Below are 22,007 nucleotides of genomic sequence, written 5' to 3' on the forward strand. Positions count from 1 at the left end.
CATGACACTATCAATTGCCATGGAATCGAAGATCATCGAGTTTTCAAATACTATCATTATGCACCCTCAATATGCTGCGGCCATCGAAAAATTGCTTCACGGCATGGAAGCCACGCGGTTGAGAAAGGAACCCTGTTGCGCACTCTTATTGGGTGACCCAGGAACGGGGAAAAGTACCGCCTGTACGCAGATAATCAATATGGTCGGTGGACAGCGCACAGTCTTTCTTGAAAGTGGGCAGTTCAAACAAGTTCTCGCCTTTGATTGTCCTGTGCCAGCCACGTACTCAATCATAGATTTGTGCACCGAAATGCTCAAGGCGCTTGGAGACGACCCTCCTGTAGCCAAACTCGCTACATTACAAAATCGGCTTTTCCGTTTGCTGAAAACATGTGGAACCAAACTCATTATTATCGACGAGGTGCACGACCTCCTGAACCCAAGTGCTGTAAAGACGTGGCAGAATGTATGCAAGTGGATAAAACACGTGGCTAACAGCACTGCCATCCCGATTATTCTTTCAGGAAAAACCAGCGCAGAGTCACTGATAGACAAGCACGAAGAACTGGCTGGTCGCTATCCATATCGCGCCAGACTGAGCAACTTGAAGTACGATTCAATTTTCATGGCGGTATTACTCAAATTGAATACTGAAATGAGCAGAATCGGAAATTTCTCCAAACCGTTACACATTACCGACAGCAAAATCTCATGTGCGTTCTACTTGCACACACTTGGGAATATGCGGTCTTTACGGACACTACTTTATGAGATTATGCACATCGTATTAACCCGGAAAGGCGACGAAGTCACAATTTCGGATTGTGCAACGGCGGCGCGGCTACTAAACGACGGTGTCGAACCTTATACAAATCCCTTTGAAGTATCTGCTGGAACAATTCAAACACTTATGGAGCAACTGAAAGATGCATGAATTACCTTTTTGGCCTAGGCCCTACCCGCATGAAAGCCCGTCTAGCCTGGTTTCACGGACGGCTTTCCTTAATGGATATACCAATGTAATGAGCTTTTCGCGAGCACTTGGTGTGGATGCCTTTATAAGTTTTAAAAACTTATTCGAAGGAGAAGTCATAAGCGATTTCTTCTTAAAAAATGAAGAAAATCCATTCGCCTCTCAAAGCGTATTTTATAAGCGCTCATCCCCTTTAGCGACGGGCTTGAGTAACACCATAATTGCAAAAATTGAGATCCCTTTCAGAAAATGTCGGCATCACTCCCGATTTTGTCCGGCCTGCTTAGCGGAAGGATACTGGCGATTTATCCAAGATATCGACTATGTGGCTGTATGCCCCTACCATCATCTCTTTTACCTAAGCAACTGCCCCTCATGTGATAGGATATATCAATGGTCATACACCAATGGACCGTTTTGCAAATGTCAATTTGACCTACGGAACGCGTTAGCCACGCCCACCCAAGACACTGCCACTATAGAATTATTAGAATTATTTCTAAACCTTAACCAAGATGCAATCACCCGAACGTTCGCTGCTCTTGATTGCATGCAATACAAACTTCTTTCCGACCCCGACACTAATTGCGCAATCAGCACGGCGGTGAATATAGGAAAAGAGGATAAAAAATTCTTTATCTCTTACCTTACGAATCTAACCAACAGCTATCCGAACTTCCCGACACAAACATTGCTAAGTTCATGGATTCGGAGCCATGATCAATGGATCAGTAGCACAACATTGGATTATTTGAAAAATAATTCATCCCAATCGCACACTTGCACTGTGCATAACTGCTGCAAACCTCTCGCATTCAGCTTTGCCGAATTAAAATCCTCATTCGGCGCTGTCGGCGCACTTGAAACCACACGATCCATTATAAAAAATCATTCATTTCAAAAAATATGTATCGCCAACAGAATTTTTTACCACAAGGATCAAATGTGTGAGGTTATAAACAAATTTAAACAAGAACGAACTAGAGGAGAAACCCCTACCGGATATACACGCAAAGATTATGAATCGTTACATAAAATCCAATCTAACTGGGGGGTTCTGCCACACCAAGTCGAGGAACTTGTTTCAAATGGATTCATTCCAGGAGAGATTATCCTAGGAAAAATCACTCGAGGAAAATCTCGCGCAAAATTCATACACAAAGATTGCCTTAAATTATTTGCTCAAAAATTCACCACCACCCCGGCTTTATCCAGAGAATTTGGAATAACTGGCAAAGCCATCAAGTCAATCCTCTTTAAAAATAACATTATGCCGCCGCACGACAACTTCCCCTATCTTTATAGTCGAGAACAAATTACGTCGGACATAAAAAAATCCATAGAATCTCGCCACGATGACTTGAAGATCTTACGCGCAAGAAAAAAACACACGACTTTGGAGTTCGCATCACTAATAAACATTAAAAGAAAATCATTAATTCTGCTTATTCAGTCAAACACAATCCCAAAACTTACGTCACTATACATCCCTAAAACCAATTCTTTCACTGATCCGGACGCGGCCCTTAAGTTACTCATGGAATGGCGCAAAGACCATTTTACTCACTATGAGCTCGCCACCAAACTTGACACTAACGCCCATGTTTTAAGACGGCGCTTCGAGGTTAAACACGATACAAAACCGTTATTTATCGGCAATCAGAAATTTTATAGTACCAGTATTGCCAAGGAAATAGAGCGCCAGTTAAAAATGTATATCCCCCAGTACAAAGCGTGGTTATTGGCTAATCTGACCTCTGGAGGCCTTAAGCGCCTGATTGAAAAAAAGTTAATCAAGCCTATTACCACCGACCACCCCGCGTATTGCCCGTCAGTAAAACTATATTGTCTTTCGGACATACTTTCACTCTCGGACAACCTTCCCTGACCGGCACATCGTCATACCTCTCCCCCAAAAAGTCGTTCCCCTCTTATGTCGAAACCGATAGGCTGCAGATTTCGTTATCTGCTGAGTTTATATCCGAAAAATTCGCCTTCTGATGATTATAATTTTCAAGTCTATGACTTTTTGTTTACTAGAGTGGCTCTACCCAGTTAATCGGGTTCAACATCTAAAGGTTTTCAACGATGAATATCAAAACCCTGGCTTTGCTCCTGCTGGCTTTCTGTGCGCAACCGGTCTGGAGCCAAACGCCCGCCGCCTCGCCTGCCGCTGTCGACAGCCCCGCGCTGACCACGCGCCTGGCCGAGCGTGACCTTTGGGTCGAACACATTTTCTGGATCAGAAACTACGCGCTGGCCAATCAATCCGCCGATAAAAAGCAAGCCAAAGTCGCGGCGGACCAGGTCGTCGACAACGCGACCAAAATCGCCAACAGCATCGCCCCGCTCTACGGCCAACCGGCGGCGGATCAACTGCTCAAGCTGCTGGCCGGTCACTGGGGCGCGGTGAAACACTACAGCGATGCCACCGTCGCCAAAGACGCCAAGGGCAAGCAGGCTGCCGTCACCGAGTTGACCAGCAATGCCAAGGCGATTGCGGCTTTCCTGGCCACCGCCAACCCCAATCTGCCTGAAGCCACACTGGTCAACATGCTGTCGGCCCATGGCGGTCACCACGTCGCCCAGATCGATGCGTTTGCCGCGCACGATTACGCCGGCGAAGCCCGCACCTGGGCGATGATGCGCACGCACATCCAGGCCCTGGCCGACGCGCTGACCGCCGCGCTGGTCAAGCAGTTCCCTGACAAATTCTGATATCGCGCGAGGGTATCCCATGCTGGAAGGACTGGGCCGAACACAGCAAGACCTGCTCAATGCGCTGCTGCACCATGCGGGCGGCATGAGCATTGACGAGTTGGCTGAACATCTGGCCGTCACGCGCACGGCGATCCGCCAACACCTGGCGGCGCTGGAGCGTGACGGCCTGGTGCTGCGCGGCGACACCCGGCCGACGGGTCGTCGTCCGGAGCAGCTGTATCGGCTCACCGACCACGCGCGGGAGCAGTTCCCTCGCCACTATCAGCTACTGGCCAGCATATTGATTGATGAAGTCGCCGCCATCATCGGTCCCGAAGCCCTGGCTTCGCTGATGCGCAGCATGGGCCGCAAGCTGGCTTCGGACCTGGAACAACAGGTCGTGGATGAAGCCAGGATCGTCCAGCACATGAACCAGACGGGCTACGAAGCCGAGGTGTTTTTTCGCTCAGGCGGCACCCCGGAAATCGTTGCGCATAACTGCGTATTCCATCGCCTGGCCGCCGCCCACCCGGTGGTCTGCGAACTGGACCTGGCCTTGATCGGCACGCTGGGCGGCGGTGAAGTCGAACACAGCGAATGCATGGTGCGTGGCGGGCATGTCTGTCGCTTCAGGCTACGACCGAGCGAGAACCAGGATCCCGTTTAAACGACGCACCACTCCTTACCCTTCGTCGCACGCCTCGGCTGGACGACAGGCCGCCGCTTGTCCGCCGTGAACCTTGTGTCGAGACACCAGTCATACCCAGCGCTTCCCCCCCACTCCTATTATCGTCATCTCATCCGAGTTGCCCGTCCCATGCGCCAAACCGCCGTTGCCTTGCGCTTTCCTTCGCTGTGCCTGTTTTCCCTGCTCCCGGTTTTTGCCAGCCCCGCCCACGCCGATGGGCAACGGCAACTGGTCGACGCCATCAACGACTATCGCGCCCATCCGCAACGCTGCGACCGACGACCGACACAACGTTTATCACCCCTGACGCTTAAGTCGAACCTGGCCTTGCCCGTCGGCGTGGGCGGTGGGTTGCGGGACCGGTTAAAGGCTTCCGGCTATCAGGCAACCATGGTGCGCTCTATCCGCGTGGTGGGTGCACGGGATGCCGAAGAAGCGTTCGATATGTTCCAGGACGAACATTGCGCCGCACTGCTCGACAATCAATACGCCGACATCGGCGTCAGCCGCGCCGGGAGTGAGTGGCAAGTGGTGCTGGCGCGGCCGGTGCTCGACGGGCAGGCCGGCGATCCACGCAACGCCGCACAGGCGTTGCTGGCGCAGGTCAATGCCGCCCGGGCAAGGCCGCGCCTGTGTGGTCGCCAGCGCTTCGGGGTCGCGCGGCCGCTGACCTGGAGCGCCTCCCTCGGCGCCGCAGCCCAGGGCCATAGCAAGGCCATGGCCTACGGCAACTATTTCGCCCACCAGGACCCTGACGGCGACATGCCCTACGACCGCGCCAAGGCTGCCGGCTACCGTGGTCGGCAGATCGGTGAAAACATCGCCGCCGGGCAAGGCTCACCGAGCAAGGCCATGGCCGGCTGGCTCGCCAGCCCCGGGCACTGCGCCAACCTGATGAACCCGATGTTCACCCAGGTCGGCGCCGCTTATGCCACCAACGCCCGCAGCGACAACGGTGTTTACTGGACGATGCTGTTTGGCGCGCCCTGAGCCGCTGACCAGACCCACCTTGCGGGCATTAAAAAGCCCGCACTGGGCGGGCTTCGCGGGTGAGTGTAAGTAGGTGGCCGGCGCTGGTCTCCGGCTTACAAGGTTTATCAGGCCTCCCACAAAAGAGCCGTGAATCTGTATTGGAACTCTTCTGCTTCACACGGCATAAGGGCTGGATCCCAGCGCGGGGATCTTTCTAACCGTGTACCCTTCGGAACGCGCCCCACGTCTCCTTGCTATCCTTTTGCGCATCAGTCTGCGTCTTCACCTACAAGGTTGAGGATAGCAAAACAGACACGATTGCCAACCGGGCTTTTAGACCGATTTCGACCAGCAGAAAACATGGCAGGAAACAAAAATACTATCGGTGCGCAAATGACTCTAATGGATGAATTTCGCCAAGGCAGTTGCCTTTGTGGGAGCGAGCTTGCTCGCGATGAGGCCAACACATTCAACATTGATATCGGCTGACCCACCGCTATCGCGAGCAGGCTCGCTCCCACAGTGATTTCGGTTGCTTGCAGATTTTGCGTACTCCCACTAACCCTGTGGGAGCGAGCTCGCGATGAGGCCAGCACATTCAACATTGATATCGGCTGATCCACCGCTATCGCGAGCAAGCTCGCTCCCACAGTGATTTCGGTTGCTCGCAGATATTGCGTACACCCACTAACCCTGTGGGAGCGAGCTTGCTCGCGATGGCGTCAAATCAGTCAACATTGATGTTGCCTGACACTCTGCAATCGCGAGCAGGTCGGATCGCCGCACCGTCGCTCCCACAAAGGTTGTATCTGGTGACCTTGCTGCAGCACCTCACGAAGGCCGGCGCACCACCCTCACCTTGCCGCTATCGCCACCACCGCAGAACAACCGCTCGCCGCCGTCGGACTCCAGCCCCGACACGCCGACGCCTTCCGGCATCTTGAGGCTTTCCAGTACTTCACCGGTTTGCGAGTCGATGCGCCGCAGTTCACTTTCGTCGCCCTCCCAGGTGCCATGCCACAGCGAACCTTGCACCCAGGTCACGCCGGTGACGAAACGGTTGGATTCGATGGTGCGCAGGATCTTGCCGGTCTCGGGGTCGATCTGGTGGATCTTGCGTTCGCGGTACTGGCCCACCCACAACGTCCCTTCGGCCCAGGTCAGTCCCGAATCGGTGCCTGCGCCGGGGGCGGGGATCGTGGCGAGAATACGGCCGGTGCGGGGGTCGATTTTGTCGATGCGGTCTTCGGCGATCTGGAACAGATGCTCGCCATCGAACGCGGTGCCGGCATGGGCAGCGACATCGATCGAGCTCAGCACCTTGCCGCTTTCCGGGTCCAGGGCGTTGATTTTGCTGTTGCTGGCGAACCAGACCTTTTCGCCGTCCCAGGTGACGCCGCACACATGATCGACATCGGCAAACGGGCCATATTCACGAATGATCTCAGCAGTTGCGTGTTTCATTCCGGCATTCCTCATTGGGGTTGGTGGCGTTCATCCTAGCCACCGGGCGGCGGCACCGGGAGTAACAAGGTCGTCGCGAATCCCGGTACGGGCGGCGTCATCCAGCGCCGCGCGCGACCACGGCCAAACCATTGCACCTTGCCCTCCTCCGCCAGTGTATCGAGTGTCCGCTGCACCGTGCGCTGGCTGGTGCCCAGCGCCAATGCCAGGGCGGAGCTCGACCACGACTCGCCATCGGCGAGGCAGGCAAATACCGCGGCAAATTTTTCCTCGGCCGGCGGCGCCAGTGTCACCACCTGCGTACACACCGGTGATTGCAGGGCAAAACCGCGAGCCGTCGCGGTGATGCCGGCCAAGGGCTTGAGTGCTTGACGCAGCCTGCCGATTTCCACGCGAAGCCGGGCGCGATGGGATTCATCCGAGAGCTTCAAGCGGAACGCCCGGGCGATCAGGGTTTCCCGCGCAACGTCAGCGGGCCACGCTTCGGCCAATGCGCGGGCAAGCATGAACAGAATCGGCCGCGTCGCAAGCGACACCGACATGCCACAGCCACGCACAGCGTACCGGCAGGCATCCACCACCAGCGACGTGGAACCGAGCAACGCTTGAACTTCACCGAGCAACAGCGGCCGTACCTCACCCTGGGCAATCAGGCGTGCCGCGGGGGCATCGAGCAGGCGCGCAGCGTGTTCGACCTCGGCCATCAGCGCGGCAATCCCCGCTTGACTGGCCGCTTGCCCGGCCCTCGTCAACGCGTCCCGTGCCGCGTTCGATTGCAGGCATCGAATGGCAATACCCGCCAGTACCAGTTCATGGGTCGCACGCAATGCCGGCGGCAATGGCCCGGGATCGAGTTCGGCCAGTAGCTGCTGCGCCTCATCGAGCTGACCGATCAGCAGCAACCGGCGGATTTGCAGATACCGCGCATGGGCGGCATTGACCCGGTCACCGTGGTGTTCGAGGGTGACCCGCGCCGTTTCGAGCGCCTTGACCGGCCACCCGAGTTCCCGCGAAGCCAGGGCGATTTCGGCCTCGGCCACCACACAGCGCGCACGGGCCAGCACTTCCCTGGGCGCAAAGGCCCGTTGCGCACGCTTGATCAGCACCCGGGCCCGCACCAGATCGCCCAGTTGCGCCATGGCGATACCGCGCAGGGCCAGCGCCGGCGCATCGTCGCGCAAGGCCACACGGTCCAGCGCGCCCAGCGGGTTCCCTGCGGCCAGCGCATGGGCAGCTGCCATGATCATCGAGTCCATCGAAATCCCGCCACACTTGTCACTCCCCTCATTCGATACCCGGGTTTAGTCTAAATCACGACCTTTCACCAGGAGCGTATAACGATGAACACGCACAATACCGCGACCCGGGAACAATGGCTGGCAGCACGTCTGCAATTGCTCGAAGCGGAAAAGGCCCTGACCCGGCGCAGCGATGAAGTGGCCAGGCAACGCCAGGCATTGCCATGGGTTCGCCTCGACAAGACGTACCGCTTCGATACCGACGACGGCAGCGCCACCCTGACCGAGCTCTTTCAAGGGCGCTCGCAACTGCTGGTCTACCACTTCATGTTCGGGCCCGACTACACAGCCGGCTGCCCGTCCTGCTCAGCCATCGCCGATGGCTTCGACCCCGTTGTCATCCACCTGGCGAACCACGACGTGACCCTGATGGCGATATCCCGCGCACCGTTGGCGAAACTGCAGGCCTACAAGCGCCGAATGGGCTGGACTTTCCCCTGGGCTTCGGCCGCCGACAGCGACTTCACCGCCGACTTCAACGTTTACTTCACCGAAGCGCAGCAGCGTGAAGGGCTGGTCGAGTACAACTATCAGCGCGGCGGGCATGCGATGGACGCCAGCCAGATCCCGGAACCGGTGAAACAGTTCGCCGCGACCTGTGGCACCGATGCGCCGACCTATACCCGCGACAGGCCAGGACTGAGTACGTTTGTGCTGGAAGACGGCGAGATCTATCACACCTATTCCACCTACGCCCGGGGCCTGGACGGATTGTGGGGCATGTACCAATGGCTCGACCGCGCGCCCAAGGGGCGCAATGAAACGGGGCCCTGGTGGCGTCGGCATGATGAGTACCAGTGAGCGCCAGCGGTGTCACTGACCGCCGATGAAGACGTCCGCCGGTTTGTCCACCGGCGCCGTCTACGAATTCCCCTCGATTCATGAGCGATCCGGCAACAGTGTTTATCCCGCGAGCCGATATTTGCGCCCCCGCCAAACGCCTAATATCGGCTCTACCCAAGTGAGCAAACCCAATCAGATGCAACCCGCTCACAAGGCTGAACACCCTTGCAGGACAACGCTTCAACCACGAGGTGAAGATCATGAAACTGTTGAACATCGCACTCTTTGTTGCCCTTGGCGCCGCCGGTGCCCAGGCCTTTGCAGACGACAACCACTCCACTGCCGCCACCGGCCAAACGCCGCTTGAAACCTACACATACGGCACCAGGCTCGATATCAAGCGCGTCATCGAAGTATCGGAAGTCGCCGATGAATGCGGACCGGTCCCGGCGCGTATGACCTACGAAGATTCCCAGGGTCAACGCCGCACCATTGAATATCAAGTCATGGGCACCGGATGCTCGAACGGTTGAACATTGTATGGACGATGGAGGGTCGACACTCCATGCGTACAGCGCCAGCCACATCGCTACACAGATGCACCGACAATTTTTTCATCAGAGGCAAGCAAACCCGGAATGGAATGCTTCAGAAATTCCACCCAGGTTTTTATTTTAGCATCCACGAACTTGCGTGACGGGTAGATCGCAAACAGGTTCAGCTCCTCCAGCCGATACCCCGGCAATACCCGCACCAAAGTCCCCGCCCGCAGGCCCTCGACGGCCGAAGCAATCGGTTGAATGCCAATCCCCATCCCGTTCTTGATCGCGAAAGTCATGGCGTCAGCCGTGTTGACGTGAAAGGGCGACACCGGTGTGCTGAACGTTTCTATCCCCTGCGGGCCTTCAAATACCCAGTTCTGCGCCGGCATGACCGTGTTGACGATTCGCAGGCAATCATGGCCGCCAAGCTCACCCGGCGACTCGGGAATCCCTCGTTTGCTCAGGTACACCGGCGAGGCGCAAAGGATGCTGTAGGTGATACCCAGCCGCTGGGCGACAAACCCGGAATCGGGCAGGTCCCGCGCCAGCACGATCGACATGTCATAGCCTTCCTCCAGCAAATCCGGCAGCCGATTGGTCACGGTCAGGTCAAACAGAACCGAAGGATAGGTTTCCCGGTAGCGGGCAATGGCGCCGATCACGTAATGATTGCCAATGGCCGACATGGCATGGATTTTCAGCCGGCCGGCGGGCATGACCTGAGCCGTGCCCGCCTCTTCATCGGCCTCGCGTATGTCCTGCAGAATCCGCTCGCAGCGCTGCAAATAGCGCACGCCGGCTTCGGTCAATGCCAGGCGCCGGGTGGTGCGGTTGATCAGCCGCGTTTGCAGCCGGGCCTCCAGGCTGGAAACGGCTTTTGAAACGTTGGTCGTGGTGGTGTCCAGCATCGCGGCCGCTGCCGTGAAGCTGCCGCTTTGGGCGACCGCCGCGAAACAGCGCATGGTCTGGAACACATCCATCGTTTTCACCTCAAGGGGTCAGCAAACAGGACGGCCTTATGACAGACCGCCCTGGCGTCAGGCATTACTTTTTGCGCGGAATGAATCCAGGCACACCGGTTTCAACCACCGAGTTGAAGCGTATACGGGTTTTGATGTCTTGCTGAATCTCCACCATGGCCCTGAGCGGCAAGGTCGAGATATCGATGTTTTCCCGGATATGGCTCGGCGTTGCCGAGGTGGTCAGGAACGCCACCCCACGTTGTACCGACCAGGCCAGCGCCACCTGGGCCGGGGTTTTCTGCACACGCCGGGCAATGCCGGTAAGCACCGGGTCCTGCAGCACATTCGGTTCCATGCCATGCCCCAGTGGCGCAAACGCCAGCAGGATAATCCCGTGCTCTTTGCAGAATTCCAGCAACTCCCACTCCGGCAAATAAGGGTGGGACTCGACCTGCACCACGGCGGGTTTTATCCGGGCGTCGGCAACCAGCGCCTTCAGCGCCTGCAGCGTGATATCGGACACACCGATGGACCTGGCCCGCCCCTCATCCACCAGCCGCTCAAGCGCCCGCCACGTCTCGATCAACGTCACGCCGTTGTCGTAGATGACGTTGCCCTGCTCGTCCCTCGGGTCCTGGTTGTCGCCGGGTTGAAAGGCAAACGGYGTGTGGATCAGGTAGCAGTCGATGTAGTCCACTTGCAGGCGTTGGCAACTGGCTTCGAACGCGGGTTCGACGCGCTCCGGGCGATGGTTGGTGTTCCACAGTTTGGTGGTGATGAACAGCTCTTCGCGCCGGACTTTGCCAACCTCCTGCACTTCCTTCAGCGCAACGCCAACCTGCGCTTCATTGCGATAGCGTTCGGCACAATCGAAATGGCGGAAACCGGCCGCCAACGCCTCCTTCACCGCTTCAGTCGTGGTGGCGAGATCGCGGAACAACGTACCGAACCCAACCGCCGGCATCTCGACCGCCCCATGGTTGAGCAGGAATCCGGTATCGCGCAGTCCGTCGTGAAAGGCTTCATAAGTCATGTCATTACTCCAGGCCGCAGCCATTATTGATACGAAGGTTTCTGCCCGTCGCCGGACGCCACGCGTTGCTCGAAGGCACCGACGGAGTTGCCGCCCAGCGCAATGAACAGCTGCACGGAGTCGAGGTACTGCGCGGTTTGCACGCGGATCTGTCCCAGCAGTGCCTGCTCGTAGGCACGCTCCGCTTCCAGGACCTGGAGAATGCTGTTCTCGCCTTGCGCGAAGGCTTGCTGGTTCAACTGCAAACTGGTTTCGGCCGCGCGCAATGCGTCGGTCTGGGCCTGGTGTTCCTCGGCGTCATGGTTGATCGCCTGCAAGGTGTCGGCGACCTGCCCGAACGAGGTAATGACCGTCTGCTGGTAACCGGCGAGCGTCGCCTTGTAACCATCGACGGCTGCCTGTTGTTCGGCCTTGAGCGTTCCGCCATCAAAGAGCGGTCCGGCCAGCCCCGCCGCGAAACCCCAGAGTGCCGCGCCGCCATTACCGGAAGCCGCCTGCGCCAGGGACGCGGACAGCGTGACGTGGGGATAGAGATTCGCCGTCGCCACGCCCACCGCTGCGCTGGCCATGTGCAGTTGCGCCTCGGCTTGCAGCACATCCGGCCGGTCGTGGGCCATTTCCGAAGGCAGACTCACCGGCATGTTCGACGGCAAGGCAAACTCGCCCAAGTCGAAGTCAGGAGCGATCCAGTCCGCCGGTCCCTTCCCCGTCAGGATCGACAGCGCGTGGCGTGCGGCATCGCGCTGCTGAGCGAGGGGCGGCAACAGCGTGCGGTCCTGGGCGAGACGGGTCTCGGCCAGCGACACATCGATCTGCGTGGTGCTGCCATTGAGGTGGGCCATGCGCACCAGCTCAAGGTTCCTCGCGTCATTGGCCAGCAGCTTTTCCACGGCCCGTATCTGTGCGTTGGCGGAGGCCACCAGCAACGCCTGGCTGGCGACGTTGCCGGTCAACGTCAGGTACGCCGCTTCGTAACGGTGTTTTTGCAGCTCGGTAAACGCCTGCTGCTGTTCGACCAATCGCTTGTTGCCGCCGAACACATCAAGGTCGAACCCCACCCGCGGCCCAATCGCATAGAAATTGGCGATGGAGGGTTCCCTGGTGTTGTGCAGCCGTTGACGACCGGCCACGGCAGCGAAATCGACCTGCGGATACAGCGCACCCTGCGCCGCAGCCACAGAAGACGCGGCTTGCCGGATCGTGGCATCGGCGGCCACCAGATCCAGGTTGCCGTCGATGGCACGACGAACCACGTGGTCGAGCTTCTGCGAGCGAAAGGCCGTCCACCAGTCACCACTGACCTTCCTGCCGAGGTTGATGCGAGGGTTGCCACCCTGGGCCAGACGCTGCTCGGCCTGTGGGTCATAGTGCTGCGACGCACTCGCCGCTGGTGCCTGATAGTCGGGGCCAACGGTGCAGGCCGTCAGGAATGCAAGCAGCGACAACGCCGCGAATTTCGTTTGCAGCAGATAGCGGTTGATGACCAGCGCATAAGAATTCATTTGGCACTCTCCACGAACACTAATTGGCCGCAACGGGCTTGCGAAGGAACAACACCAGCGGGCTCACCACCAGCATCACCACCATCAGGATCTTGAACTGGTCGATCACGGCGATGAACGCGGCCTGGCCGGTGATCATTTCGTTGAGCCCGCCCAGCACCTGCAACGGCGCCGAGGTCAGCGAATGCGCAGCGGCGCGGTACGGCGTCAGGTGGCTGGCCAGCGCCATGTGCAGCGCCTGGGTGTTGTTGAAGAAGAACAGTTGCACGATCGCCACGCCCAGCGTGCTGCCGTAGACCCGGGCCAGGTTGAACAGGCCGGTGCCTTCGGGGCGCAGCGTGGGGTCGAGCGTACTGAACGCGACTTTGCTCACCGCGGGCATCAACATGCCCAGGCCCGCGCCCTGGATCGCACCGGCGACAGCCACGGGCCACTCGTCCATCAGCGGCGAATAACCGAGCATCAGCCAGTTGGCATACACCACGATGGCGATACCGGCCGCCACGAAGAGGCGCCGGTCGAAGCGCTCGGGCAGCCGCCCCATCAACAGAAAAGCGCCAACCAGGCCCACCCCACGGGGAATGGTCAAGGCGCCGGTGGTGTCCGGCGGGTAGCCGAGAATCTCGTCCAGCATCGGCGAGGTCAGGGCCATGGTCGACAACAGCACGAAACCGAGGGCGAAAAAGATCACCGTCGACAACACGAAGTTGCGGTCCTTGAGCAGGCGCTTGTTGAGGAAATGCACCTTCGAAGTCAGCACATGCACCGCGAACAGGTAGGCCCCCAACGCAGCCGCCACGGCTTCGAGCCAGATCTCGGGCGAAGCGAACCAGTCCAGGCGCTCCCCCCGGTCGAGCAACATTTGCAGGCTGATCAGGCCGAGGGTGAAGGTGCCGAAGCCGAAGAAATCGAACGCCGGAGGTTTCTCGGCCTTCTTCTCGGTCAGCAACAGCGCCGCCACCAGGAAGATAAACGCCGACAGTGGCACGCTGAGGTAGAACATCGGCCGCCAGCCAAAATGCTCGGCGATCCAGCCACCGATACTCGGGCCGCTGACGATGCCGAACAGCACAATGGCGGTCCAGCTCGCGCCAAACGTTGCACGCTTCTGAAGCGGCAAGGTTTCCATGGCAATCGCCATCGACAGCGGCGCCAGCACGCCACTGGCGATGCCTTGAATGATGCGCGCCCCCACGAACTCCAGTGGCGTCGTCGCTGCCGTGGCGAGCAACAAGCCAAGGACAAACACCGCCAGCGCCGCCTGATACACGAACTTCAAGCCAAAGCGCCCGGCCAGCCACTGCGCGACCGGCATGCTGATCGCACTCGCGGCCAGGTACGAGGTGAAAATCCACCCAGCCTGATCGTCGCTCATCGACAGGCTGCCCTGAATCAACCTGAGTGCCGCGTTCGGCAGCGGCAGGTTCGCCGACTGCATGTAGGTCGCCAGCAAGGCGGCGAACCTGAGCGAGCGCGCGCCCTCCCCACCGGGGCTTACCATCGATTGGGTATTCATCAGAAGTTACCTGCGGTCAGTAACGCCTTGAGTGGGTGCCACCAGGGGCTTTGAAACCGGGTATTGATCCGCACCGTGGCGCTGGTCCCGGAGAACAGCGGCAGCGTCGGGTCCACTTCGTCGAGCTCGAGCCGTACCGGTACCCGCTGCGTGACCTTGACCCAGTTGCCGGTCGCATTTTCCGGCGGCAGCAGCGCGAAATCCGACCCGGCCCCCGGGCTCATGCTGGTGACGTGGGCCTTGAACACCCGATCCGGGTAGGTATCGATGCGGATGGTGGCTTCCTGGCCCGGGCGCATGTGGGTCACGTCGGTCTCGCGGAAGTTGGCCTCGATCCAGATCTCGTGACCGGACAGCAAGGCAAAAGCCGGCGCGCCGTTGTTCACATGGTTGCCCACTTGCAGGTCGTCGACCTTGGCCACGATGCCATCCTGCGGCGCATACACCGTGGTGTACGAGAGGTACAACTGCGCCTCGTCGAGCTGCGCCCTGGCCTCGCGAACCGTCGGGTGACTATCGGCATCGATGTCCGGATTGCCGTTCAAGGCGACTACGGTACTGGCGATCTGTTGTTCGATGGACACAATCCGTTGCCGCGCCACCTTCACGTCGGTGTCGGCCCGTTCGTAAATCGATTTCGACACGAACTCGGAGGCGACCAGGGCTTTCTTGCGGGCAAAATCCTTTTGGTCGAAGTCAGCCGACTCTTTCGCCGATTGCAGTTCCGCCTGTTGCTGGCGATAGCTGGCCTTGAGCCCATCGATACGCAGGCGCGCCACGCCCAGTTGTGCTTGCGCGCGGTCGACGGCGATCTGGAATGGTTTCGGATCGATCCGGAACAGCACCTGGCCCTTGTGGACCGGCTGATTGTCTTCGACGGCGATCTCTACCACTTGCCCGGAGATCCGCGCATTTATCGACGCCTTCGCCACCCGGGCGTAAGCGTTGTCGGTCGAGACAAAAGCCTGCCCCGACACGTAGTGGGCATAGCCCAACGCTGCGAAGAGGATGGGAACACCCACCATCAGCCAGGGGCGCAACCTCTGTTTCAGTGGTTTGTCGATACGCGAGTCAGCCGGGTTTGGGCCTGGGTGCTCGAAGGTCTGCGAAGCCGGGATATCGAACGCTTTGGTCATGATCGAGTTCACCTTTAGCCGGGTAATCGGGCCGGCGTCGGCAACAAGCGCCGGCGGCCCGCAGGTCAATAAATGTCGTAAGGAAGCAAGCCCGTGCGCGGCCGGAAGGATCGCTCCCGGCGCGTCGGTTTCGTCGCCGCAACACTCAGTTCGCGCTCGGCTACAACAAACCCTGGAACAAGGAATTTCTGATTCCTTAATTTTGTGCGATGGTGTAAGAATATCCCTCGACCCATCCTCCGACAAGGATTTTGTACGACATGGCACAAAATAAATCGACAGAGGGCAAAGTCCGCGGCCGCCCTCGCGCCTACGACCCGCAGACAGCGTTGCAGCAGGCACTCGGGGTGTTCTGGAACACCGGCTATTCCGGCGCGTCGCTCGACAGCATCGCCACCGCCGCCGGGATGAATCGCCCCAGCCTCTATGCAGCATTCGGCGACAAGCACGCGCTCTATATCAAAGCGCTGGAGCAATATTGGGAGTTTGCCGCGGCGTCCATGCACGAGGCGCTGACGGACCTGGAGCTGCCGTTGGCCGAGGCCTTGCAGCGTTTCTACGAGGGGCAGTTATCGATTTACTTCTCGGGTGACGGCCAGCCCCGGGGTTGCTTCGCCATCGGCACGGCAACCACTGAAGCCGTCGAGGACCCGGAAATTCGCGAGGTGTTGTCCGACCGGTTGAGCCGGCTGGATGCCGATCTGGAAGTTCGCCTGCAAGCGGCGAAAGAGGCTGGCGAGTTGAAAGGCGACGCAGACCCGGCGGCCCTGGCCGTGCTCGCCTCGTCTCTGCTGCACAGCATTTCGATCCGTGCCCGGGCCGGTAAATCCCGAGCCGAACTGACAGCGTTGGCACGCCAGGCGATCAGAGTGATCTGCGGTGAGTGAAAAACTCGAAGATATCCTCGCCGGGCAATTGGCCGTGATCTTCTGCGGCATCAACCCCGGAATGACGGCCGCCGCCCAAGGGCACCATTTTGCCGGGCGCGGCAATCGTTTCTGGCGCACGCTGCATCTCGCCGGGTTTACCCCAGAGCTTGTGCGACCGGAAGACGATCGGACGATCTTGAGCTATCGATGCGGATTGACCGCGGTGGTGGAACGGCCGACGGCCAGTGCGGATCAGTTGGCCCTGCGCGAGTTCACCGCCGCGGCAGCGGCCTTCGAACAGAAAATCGCACGCCATGCGCCGCGCTTCGTGGCGTTTCTGGGCAAGGCGGCGTATGGCGCGCTGTCCGGTCAGCGCGACATTGCCTGGGGCCTGCAAACCAAAACCTTCGGCAATGCCTCGGTCTGGGTCTTGCCCAACCCCAGCGGAAGAAATCGTGGGTTCAGCCTCGAGCAACTGGTCACGGCCTACCGCGAACTGCGCCGGGCTGTCGACGACTGATAGCGGGTGCAATCATGTCGGAGGAATCGTCGCGAGCATACCGATCAGGATGGTCAACAGCAGAAAACCGCCGAGAAAAATCGTCATCTTGGCCATGGGGCCTCCCACACTATGAATTGGCGGTACAGGGGCGGCGTGCGCCGCCCGAACACCGTACCGAAGACTTATTGTGGGCTGGCGGCTGTATCCGTTACAGAGGCAGATTGCGCTGAAAAATACGGATCAGATCCGCTTTCAGGCTGTGCTTTCGCGCGTTTCCCAGAGAGGAGTTTGCGCGCGATGTCGACAAAAGGCGTGACGATCAATCCCCGCAGCGTCAGGTAACGCTCGTGATCCTGTTCCCCGGTGCCGTATTGAATGGCCTCGGGTGTGGACCGGGTGACGTACAGCGTACCGAACATCCAGTCCCACAGTGACAGATTGATGCCGAAGTTCTTGTTGAAGTGTCGCGGCGCATCACTGTGATGAATCTGGTGTTGTGCCGGGCTGCTCAGCACCCGCTCAAGCACCGGCCCGAAGGAAAACCAGACATGGCTGTGACGCAGGTTGGCCGCCAGGCTATTGAAGATGAACACCACGTAGGTCACGCCAAACAGCGTATAGCGGCTGATCTCCCCGCCGCAGGCGTACCAGAAGACACCGGCAAAGGCGCCGACGCAGATGATGTCGGTGAGTTTTTCGACCACTTCTTCCAGAAAGTGCACCCGACTGGCCGTCGCCGGCACCAGCACGGGCGCCGAATGATGGACTTTGTGGAAGGCCCACAGATACCGCGAATGAAAGGCGCGATGGCCCCAGTAATGGCTGAAATCCTTGACCAGGAATACACCCAGCCCATAAAGCAGGGTCAGCGCCAGGTGCTCCTCCACTTGCGTGCGCGCGCCCCACAGGTGGGTGAAAAACGCGATGTAGTCCGCTGAACGCAAGACATACGGATCGACCAGGCCGACGATGGGCAGCACCAGGGCAACCTTGAGGATGGCGAGTACGAAGTAATAACGGTAGTCGAGCAGCGCCGAGCGGTGCAGGTAAACCCGGCGACCGCCGATGAACTGGCCGAACGTGCGCACGTCGGTCAGGCCCCGGGATTTGCGCCAGCGGAACAGGCAATAAGCGACGCCGTAAGACATGCAGAGAAAGGATAGACCGAGTCTGCCGTTGAAGTCGAAAATGCCCAGGAACTGCCGGGTGACCGGCTCGATCACCCACTGGGATAAATAAAGATGGATAGTGACAAGAACATCCATACCAGGCTGCCCGACGTAAATGGAAGGGCAATACTAAATGAGAATGAGTCTTTAGTGTGTTGAATTACGACCAGCTGTCAGCCACCCAGCGCAATGATTGCCAGGATCAGCACGGCCCCCGTGGCGGCCATGATCACCCCACCCTGCCATTGCGTGGCGCCAGCGTATCTGGCGAGCATCCAGCCGGCGATGAACAGCACCACGAGGCCCACCAGGTTGGACAGGCGGATGGCGAGTGCCGTCTGATCGAGCAGTATGAACGGCACCACCAGCGGAAATGTCGAGCACACGACCAACAGGAAAACACCGAGAGCACCCTTGAAGTCGTTCCAGCCAAGGCCCGCCCTGGTCGGCAAGGGGGGCTGCTCGAGCAGTTGACGGCGCAACAACTCCAGGCCTTCGCTGCCGGCCGCCGCCGCCAATTGCACCGGCAACACTTGCGCAACGAGTGCCTGACCGGCCGCGGCGTCCGCGCCATTGCGCAAGGCGAGGTACAGCTTGATCCTGCGCGTGCGCTCGACCAGTGCGCGCAACAGGTACATGACCGCATCGGCCAGTCCCCAGGCGAGATTGCAACCGAGTGCGGCAATCATCATCGTGCGTTCGGCTGCCTGATCTGCCGTGGCCACGCTGATAGTGCCGGTGAACGTCATGGCCATCAGCAGGCCGAAGATCACCTCGGTAATGCGCTCGACGGGGTCAAGTACAGGCGCCCTTTCGAATTGACCAGTGGTTTGCATGATTTCACCTCGCCCGGGTTTGCCTGCACGATATCGGTCAACGCTTCGGCCAGGCACGGGTTGCTCAAGCTGGGTATCCGCGTCCCCGTCAAGTGTAGATTGAACGGCTACACTCATGCGCACACGTCACCTGTTTCAAGAGGAGTGATTCATGCTTGATTACTTCGCGCTGGGCCTGCTGATCTTTGTCGGGCTCATCTTGTTCTACGGGGTCATCCTGCTCCACGACATCCCCTATGAAATTGCCGTCCACCGCAACCACCCCCACCAGGATGCGATCCATGCCACCGGCTGGGTCAGCCTGTTCACCCTGCACGCGCTCTGGCCGTTCCTGTGGATCTGGGCGATGGCCTATCGAGAGGACCGGGGTTGGGGTTTCAGTGACGGACATTCAGCAAAAAGCCATGTGGTTCACCTCGAACAACAGGTCGCCGAACTGCAAGGGCGGATCGAGCGCCTCGAGGCGGCGACCGGCACTGCACCGGGCAGGCTGCCAACGGACAATCTCGGCGAGGGCATCTGAGCCATGGATCTTTTACTCATTCTGACGTATGCCGCACTCTGCGTTGCCATCTTCAAGATCTTCCGCATTCCCCTGAACAAATGGACGGTGCCCACAGCCGTACTGGGCGGGATCGTGATCATCGGCGCACTGATTTTCACGATGAACTACAACCACCCCTACTCCGAGGTGGCGCGTTCCTATTTCGTATCGGTTCCGGTGATACCCGTGGTCAGTGGCCAGGTAATCGACGTGCCAGTGCAGGCCAACCAGCCCCTGGAAAAAGGCGATGTGCTGTTTCGCATCGATCCCACGCCTTTCGAATACCGGATGAAATCCCTCAAGGCACAACTGATTGCCGCCCAGGCCGATCGCGCCCGGATCACCGAGCTGATCAAGCGTAATTTCGGCACCCAACGGGAACTGGACATTGTGGTCGCGCGCAGTGATGACCTGAAGGCACAACTGGACAACGTACAGTACGAACTCGACAACACCACCGTCCGCGCGCCGAGCAAGGGCTTCGTCACCCACGTTTCGTTGCGTCCGGGCATGATGGCGACCAAGTTGCCGTTGCGCCCCTCGATGGTCTTCATTCCCGCCGAAGGGCATTACTTCGCGGCGTGGATGCGGCAGAACAGCCTGTTGCGCCTGACCGAGGGCGACGAGGCCGAAGTCGCTTTCGATGGCATTCCCGGAAAGGTTTTCGAAGGCAAGGTCAAAACCGTGGTTTCGGTCATCGCCGAAGGCCAGGTCCAGCCTTCGGGCACGCTGCTCGGCTTCACCGGCTCACCACCGGCCGGCCGGGTCCCGGTGGTCATTGAAATCACCGATCCCGACTATGCCCAGTACGCCGACCAGATGCCCGGCGGGGCCTATGGCCAGGCGGCGCTGTACAGCCAGCATTTCCATCACATCGCGATGATGCGCAAGATCCTTCTGCGCATGGCGGCGTGGATGAACTACATCTTCCCGTTCCACTGATCCGGCAGCGACGGCAACTGACTCAATCCTTGAATGGGGTCAGTTGCCGGTTCAGCGAACCGGCCTGGGAACGTTGCCAGGTGCGCAAGGTGTACTCATCCTCGGCCAAATCGCACCCACCGCTACGTCAGGCTACTGACGTACCTGATTACGCCCGTTGCGCTTGGCCTGGTACAGCGCATCGTCGGCACGGGTCAGCAGGGTTTCCGGCGTGTCACCGGGTTTGGCATGAGCCACGCCGAACGACGCGGTGATGGTGTCCAGCACCGTGTCAGTACCCCGGGCCTTGACCCGCAGCGACTGGATTTTCAGGCGCAGGCGCTCGGCAAAAGCACCGGCGGCTGCCAGATCCGGGCAATCCTTGAGCACGACACAGAATTCTTCACCACCGTAACGTGCGGCAATGGCCTCGGCCGGCAGCGAGTCTCGCAGCACTTGGGCGACATGTTGAAGCACGCGGTCACCCAAGGGATGGCCGTACTGGTCGTTGAAGTGCTTGAAGTGGTCGATATCCAGCATCACCAGTGCCACGCCGGTCGCCGCGTTGTTCATCGCCTGCTCGAGCTTGCGATTGAAGGTGGTGCGGTTGAGCAATTCAGTCAGGCCATCGAGGGTCGCGGCCAGTTGGGCGCGCTCCAGTTTGTCCCGCAGGCTTTTGATTTCATGCTGCGCCGACTGCAACTGGGCGAGGAAATGCTCCTGCTGCCCCTGCATCAGCCGGGTGCTCTGTTGCAGCTGGATCAGGATGCTCGGCAAGTGCTCGCTGGCGGGCTCTTCAAGCATTTGCAGGTATTGGCCGAGGCTGGCCTGGAAGTTCTGGTTGCCTTTCACGCTGCGCGAAACATCGCGCTCCATGTCGTCGACCAGGTTGATTGCGTCCTGCTGCCCGGAACGGACATCCGCCAGCTCATCGCGGATGATGTACTCGCGAAACAGTTTGGTGGCCGACTCCGGCGGGAAATAGTCGAAGTCGTTGACCAACCGGTCCAGGTGCCGATTGAGCTCCGGCTCCTGGCCTTTGCTGTAGGTGTACCAGAGCGCGTAGTGCACCGGGTTGGGCGCAATGTTGTGACGAACCATCAGCGGCACTGCCTGCTTGAGCAACGCCGCCGCCTCGCGGGAGTCTTCTGGATACAGCGCTAGAACAGTCGCACGCGTGTCTGATTGGCTCWTGGTTTCACTGTGGTTGTTATCATTGGCGATTGGCAAACTCGCTGAGCATAGCCATACGCCCGACAAACGACCATCCCGAATTACACAATCATTTCAACCCGGTACGCCGGCCCCACAGGCCCGATCTACTGTTGGTCGGCATCAAACCGGCCATGTTCTGGCGCCGACGGTACGCGGTATCACGATTCGCCAGCCAGCTTTTGGTGGGAGCAAGCCTGCTCCGGGCGGCGTTCCGACGATGRCGGTGTATCAGYCAACGAMGATGTTGRAKCTGATGGCCTCATCGCGRGCAAGCYCGCTCCCACAGGGGGCCTGCGTTTTAACTGACTACCATCACCACTGCACGAGGGCGGCAAAGCTTGCACCCGAGGTAATGCACCATGCTTTTTTGTGGGAGCGAGCT

The 22,007-nt window shown here is 59.1% G+C and carries 21 protein-coding genes; 11 read left to right on the forward strand and 10 right to left on the reverse strand.

The genetic code is table 11. The features are described 5' to 3' along the window. Nucleotide 1 precedes the first annotated feature (1 nt). The 5 genes from ACXRVY_RS02810 to ACXRVY_RS02830 all read left to right on the forward strand — a co-directional run bounded on the left by ACXRVY_RS02810 (nt 2) and on the right by ACXRVY_RS02830 (nt 5,351). On the forward strand, nt 2–934 hold the full coding sequence (locus ACXRVY_RS02810; RefSeq protein ID WP_223457430.1) for a TniB family NTP-binding protein: 933 nt from the start codon (nt 2–4) through the stop codon (nt 932–934). Continuing rightward, complete coding sequence (locus ACXRVY_RS02815; protein ID WP_223457428.1) at nt 927–2,861, forward strand: TniQ family protein; 1,935 nt, start codon at nt 927–929, stop codon at nt 2,859–2,861. Before ACXRVY_RS02810 ends, ACXRVY_RS02815 begins: the two co-directional genes overlap by 8 nt. 200 nt (nt 2,862–3,061) lie before the next feature. Next, nucleotides 3,062–3,691, forward strand: a complete 630-nt coding sequence (locus ACXRVY_RS02820; RefSeq protein ID WP_223457427.1) for a hypothetical protein — start codon at nt 3,062–3,064, stop codon at nt 3,689–3,691. A gap of 19 nt (nt 3,692–3,710) precedes the next feature. Beyond that, entirely contained in the window at nt 3,711–4,340 is a 630-nt protein-coding gene (locus ACXRVY_RS02825) for a helix-turn-helix transcriptional regulator (RefSeq protein ID WP_223457426.1), read from the forward strand. A gap of 150 nt (nt 4,341–4,490) precedes the next feature. Continuing rightward, entirely contained in the window at nt 4,491–5,351 is an 861-nt protein-coding gene (locus ACXRVY_RS02830; RefSeq protein WP_223457425.1) for a CAP domain-containing protein, read from the forward strand. 813 nt (nt 5,352–6,164) lie between these two features. On the opposite strand, the gene ACXRVY_RS02835 is transcribed toward ACXRVY_RS02830, so the two are convergent. After that, nucleotides 6,165–6,797: a Vgb family protein gene (locus tag ACXRVY_RS02835; RefSeq protein ID WP_223457424.1), complete on the reverse strand. Its 633-nt coding sequence runs from the start codon at nt 6,795–6,797 to the stop codon at nt 6,165–6,167. 35 nt (nt 6,798–6,832) lie between these two features. Beyond that, nucleotides 6,833–8,053 (reverse strand): helix-turn-helix domain-containing protein, encoded by a 1,221-nt coding sequence (locus ACXRVY_RS02840; protein ID WP_223457423.1) that lies wholly within the window; start codon nt 8,051–8,053, stop codon nt 6,833–6,835. An 84-nt stretch (nt 8,054–8,137) separates the two neighbouring features. On the opposite strand from ACXRVY_RS02840, the gene ACXRVY_RS02845 reads away from it, so the two are divergent. After that, nucleotides 8,138–8,896 carry a DUF899 domain-containing protein gene (locus tag ACXRVY_RS02845; RefSeq protein WP_223457421.1) on the forward strand — a complete coding sequence of 253 codons (759 nt, stop codon included), beginning with the start codon at nt 8,138–8,140 and terminating at the stop codon, nt 8,894–8,896. 242 nt (nt 8,897–9,138) lie between these two features. Then, nucleotides 9,139–9,411 (forward strand): DUF2790 domain-containing protein, encoded by a 273-nt coding sequence (locus ACXRVY_RS02850; protein WP_223457419.1) that lies wholly within the window; start codon nt 9,139–9,141, stop codon nt 9,409–9,411. A gap of 56 nt (nt 9,412–9,467) precedes the next feature. Here the strand turns inward: ACXRVY_RS02850 and ACXRVY_RS02855 are convergent, their stop codons facing one another. The 5 genes from ACXRVY_RS02855 to ACXRVY_RS02875 all read right to left on the reverse strand — a co-directional run bounded on the left by ACXRVY_RS02855 (nt 9,468) and on the right by ACXRVY_RS02875 (nt 15,569). Beyond that, nucleotides 9,468–10,400 (reverse strand): LysR family transcriptional regulator, encoded by a 933-nt coding sequence (locus tag ACXRVY_RS02855; RefSeq protein ID WP_223457417.1) that lies wholly within the window; start codon nt 10,398–10,400, stop codon nt 9,468–9,470. A gap of 64 nt (nt 10,401–10,464) precedes the next feature. Continuing rightward, on the reverse strand, nt 10,465–11,415 hold the full coding sequence (locus tag ACXRVY_RS02860) for an aldo/keto reductase (RefSeq protein WP_223457415.1): 951 nt from the start codon (nt 11,413–11,415) through the stop codon (nt 10,465–10,467). A gap of 23 nt (nt 11,416–11,438) precedes the next feature. Then, the gene (locus ACXRVY_RS02865) at nt 11,439–12,917 is read right to left on the reverse strand and encodes an efflux transporter outer membrane subunit (RefSeq protein ID WP_223457413.1); all 1,479 of its coding nucleotides are present in this window, start codon (nt 12,915–12,917) and stop codon (nt 11,439–11,441) included. Between the two features lie 19 nt (nt 12,918–12,936). Next, nucleotides 12,937–14,433, reverse strand: a complete 1,497-nt coding sequence (locus ACXRVY_RS02870) for an MDR family MFS transporter (RefSeq protein ID WP_223457412.1) — start codon at nt 14,431–14,433, stop codon at nt 12,937–12,939. Beyond that, the gene (locus ACXRVY_RS02875) at nt 14,433–15,569 is read right to left on the reverse strand and encodes an HlyD family secretion protein (protein ID WP_223457411.1); all 1,137 of its coding nucleotides are present in this window, start codon (nt 15,567–15,569) and stop codon (nt 14,433–14,435) included. The genes ACXRVY_RS02870 and ACXRVY_RS02875 overlap by 1 nt, the downstream gene beginning before the upstream one ends. Nucleotides 15,570–15,829: 260 nt before the next feature. On the opposite strand from ACXRVY_RS02875, the gene ACXRVY_RS02880 reads away from it, so the two are divergent. Beyond that, nucleotides 15,830–16,456: a TetR/AcrR family transcriptional regulator gene (locus tag ACXRVY_RS02880; protein ID WP_223457410.1), complete on the forward strand. Its 627-nt coding sequence runs from the start codon at nt 15,830–15,832 to the stop codon at nt 16,454–16,456. Next, complete coding sequence (mug, locus tag ACXRVY_RS02885) at nt 16,449–16,958, forward strand: G/U mismatch-specific DNA glycosylase (protein WP_223457409.1); 510 nt, start codon at nt 16,449–16,451, stop codon at nt 16,956–16,958. Before ACXRVY_RS02880 ends, mug begins: the two co-directional genes overlap by 8 nt. A 164-nt stretch (nt 16,959–17,122) precedes the next feature. Here mug and ACXRVY_RS02890 read toward each other — a convergent pair whose 3' ends face one another. Then, complete coding sequence (locus tag ACXRVY_RS02890) at nt 17,123–18,205, reverse strand: sterol desaturase family protein (RefSeq protein ID WP_223457407.1); 1,083 nt, start codon at nt 18,203–18,205, stop codon at nt 17,123–17,125. Nucleotides 18,206–18,282: 77 nt separating this feature from the next. Next, entirely contained in the window at nt 18,283–18,945 is a 663-nt protein-coding gene (locus ACXRVY_RS02895; RefSeq protein WP_223457405.1) for a hypothetical protein, read from the reverse strand. Between the two features lie 151 nt (nt 18,946–19,096). Here ACXRVY_RS02895 and ACXRVY_RS02900 point away from each other — a divergent pair, with 151 nt between their 5' ends. Both ACXRVY_RS02900 and ACXRVY_RS02905 read left to right on the forward strand, forming a co-directional pair. Further along, entirely contained in the window at nt 19,097–19,468 is a 372-nt protein-coding gene (locus tag ACXRVY_RS02900; protein ID WP_223457403.1) for a DUF3302 domain-containing protein, read from the forward strand. A gap of 3 nt (nt 19,469–19,471) precedes the next feature. Next, nucleotides 19,472–20,431: an HlyD family secretion protein gene (locus ACXRVY_RS02905; RefSeq protein ID WP_218431934.1), complete on the forward strand. Its 960-nt coding sequence runs from the start codon at nt 19,472–19,474 to the stop codon at nt 20,429–20,431. 132 nt (nt 20,432–20,563) lie between these two features. Here ACXRVY_RS02905 and ACXRVY_RS02910 read toward each other — a convergent pair whose 3' ends face one another. Then, the gene (locus ACXRVY_RS02910; protein WP_458237008.1) at nt 20,564–21,535 is read right to left on the reverse strand and encodes a GGDEF domain-containing protein; all 972 of its coding nucleotides are present in this window, start codon (nt 21,533–21,535) and stop codon (nt 20,564–20,566) included. Nucleotides 21,536–22,007: the final 472 nt, after the last annotated feature.

This window comes from Pseudomonas sp. P5_A2_2, from assembly GCF_054177685.1.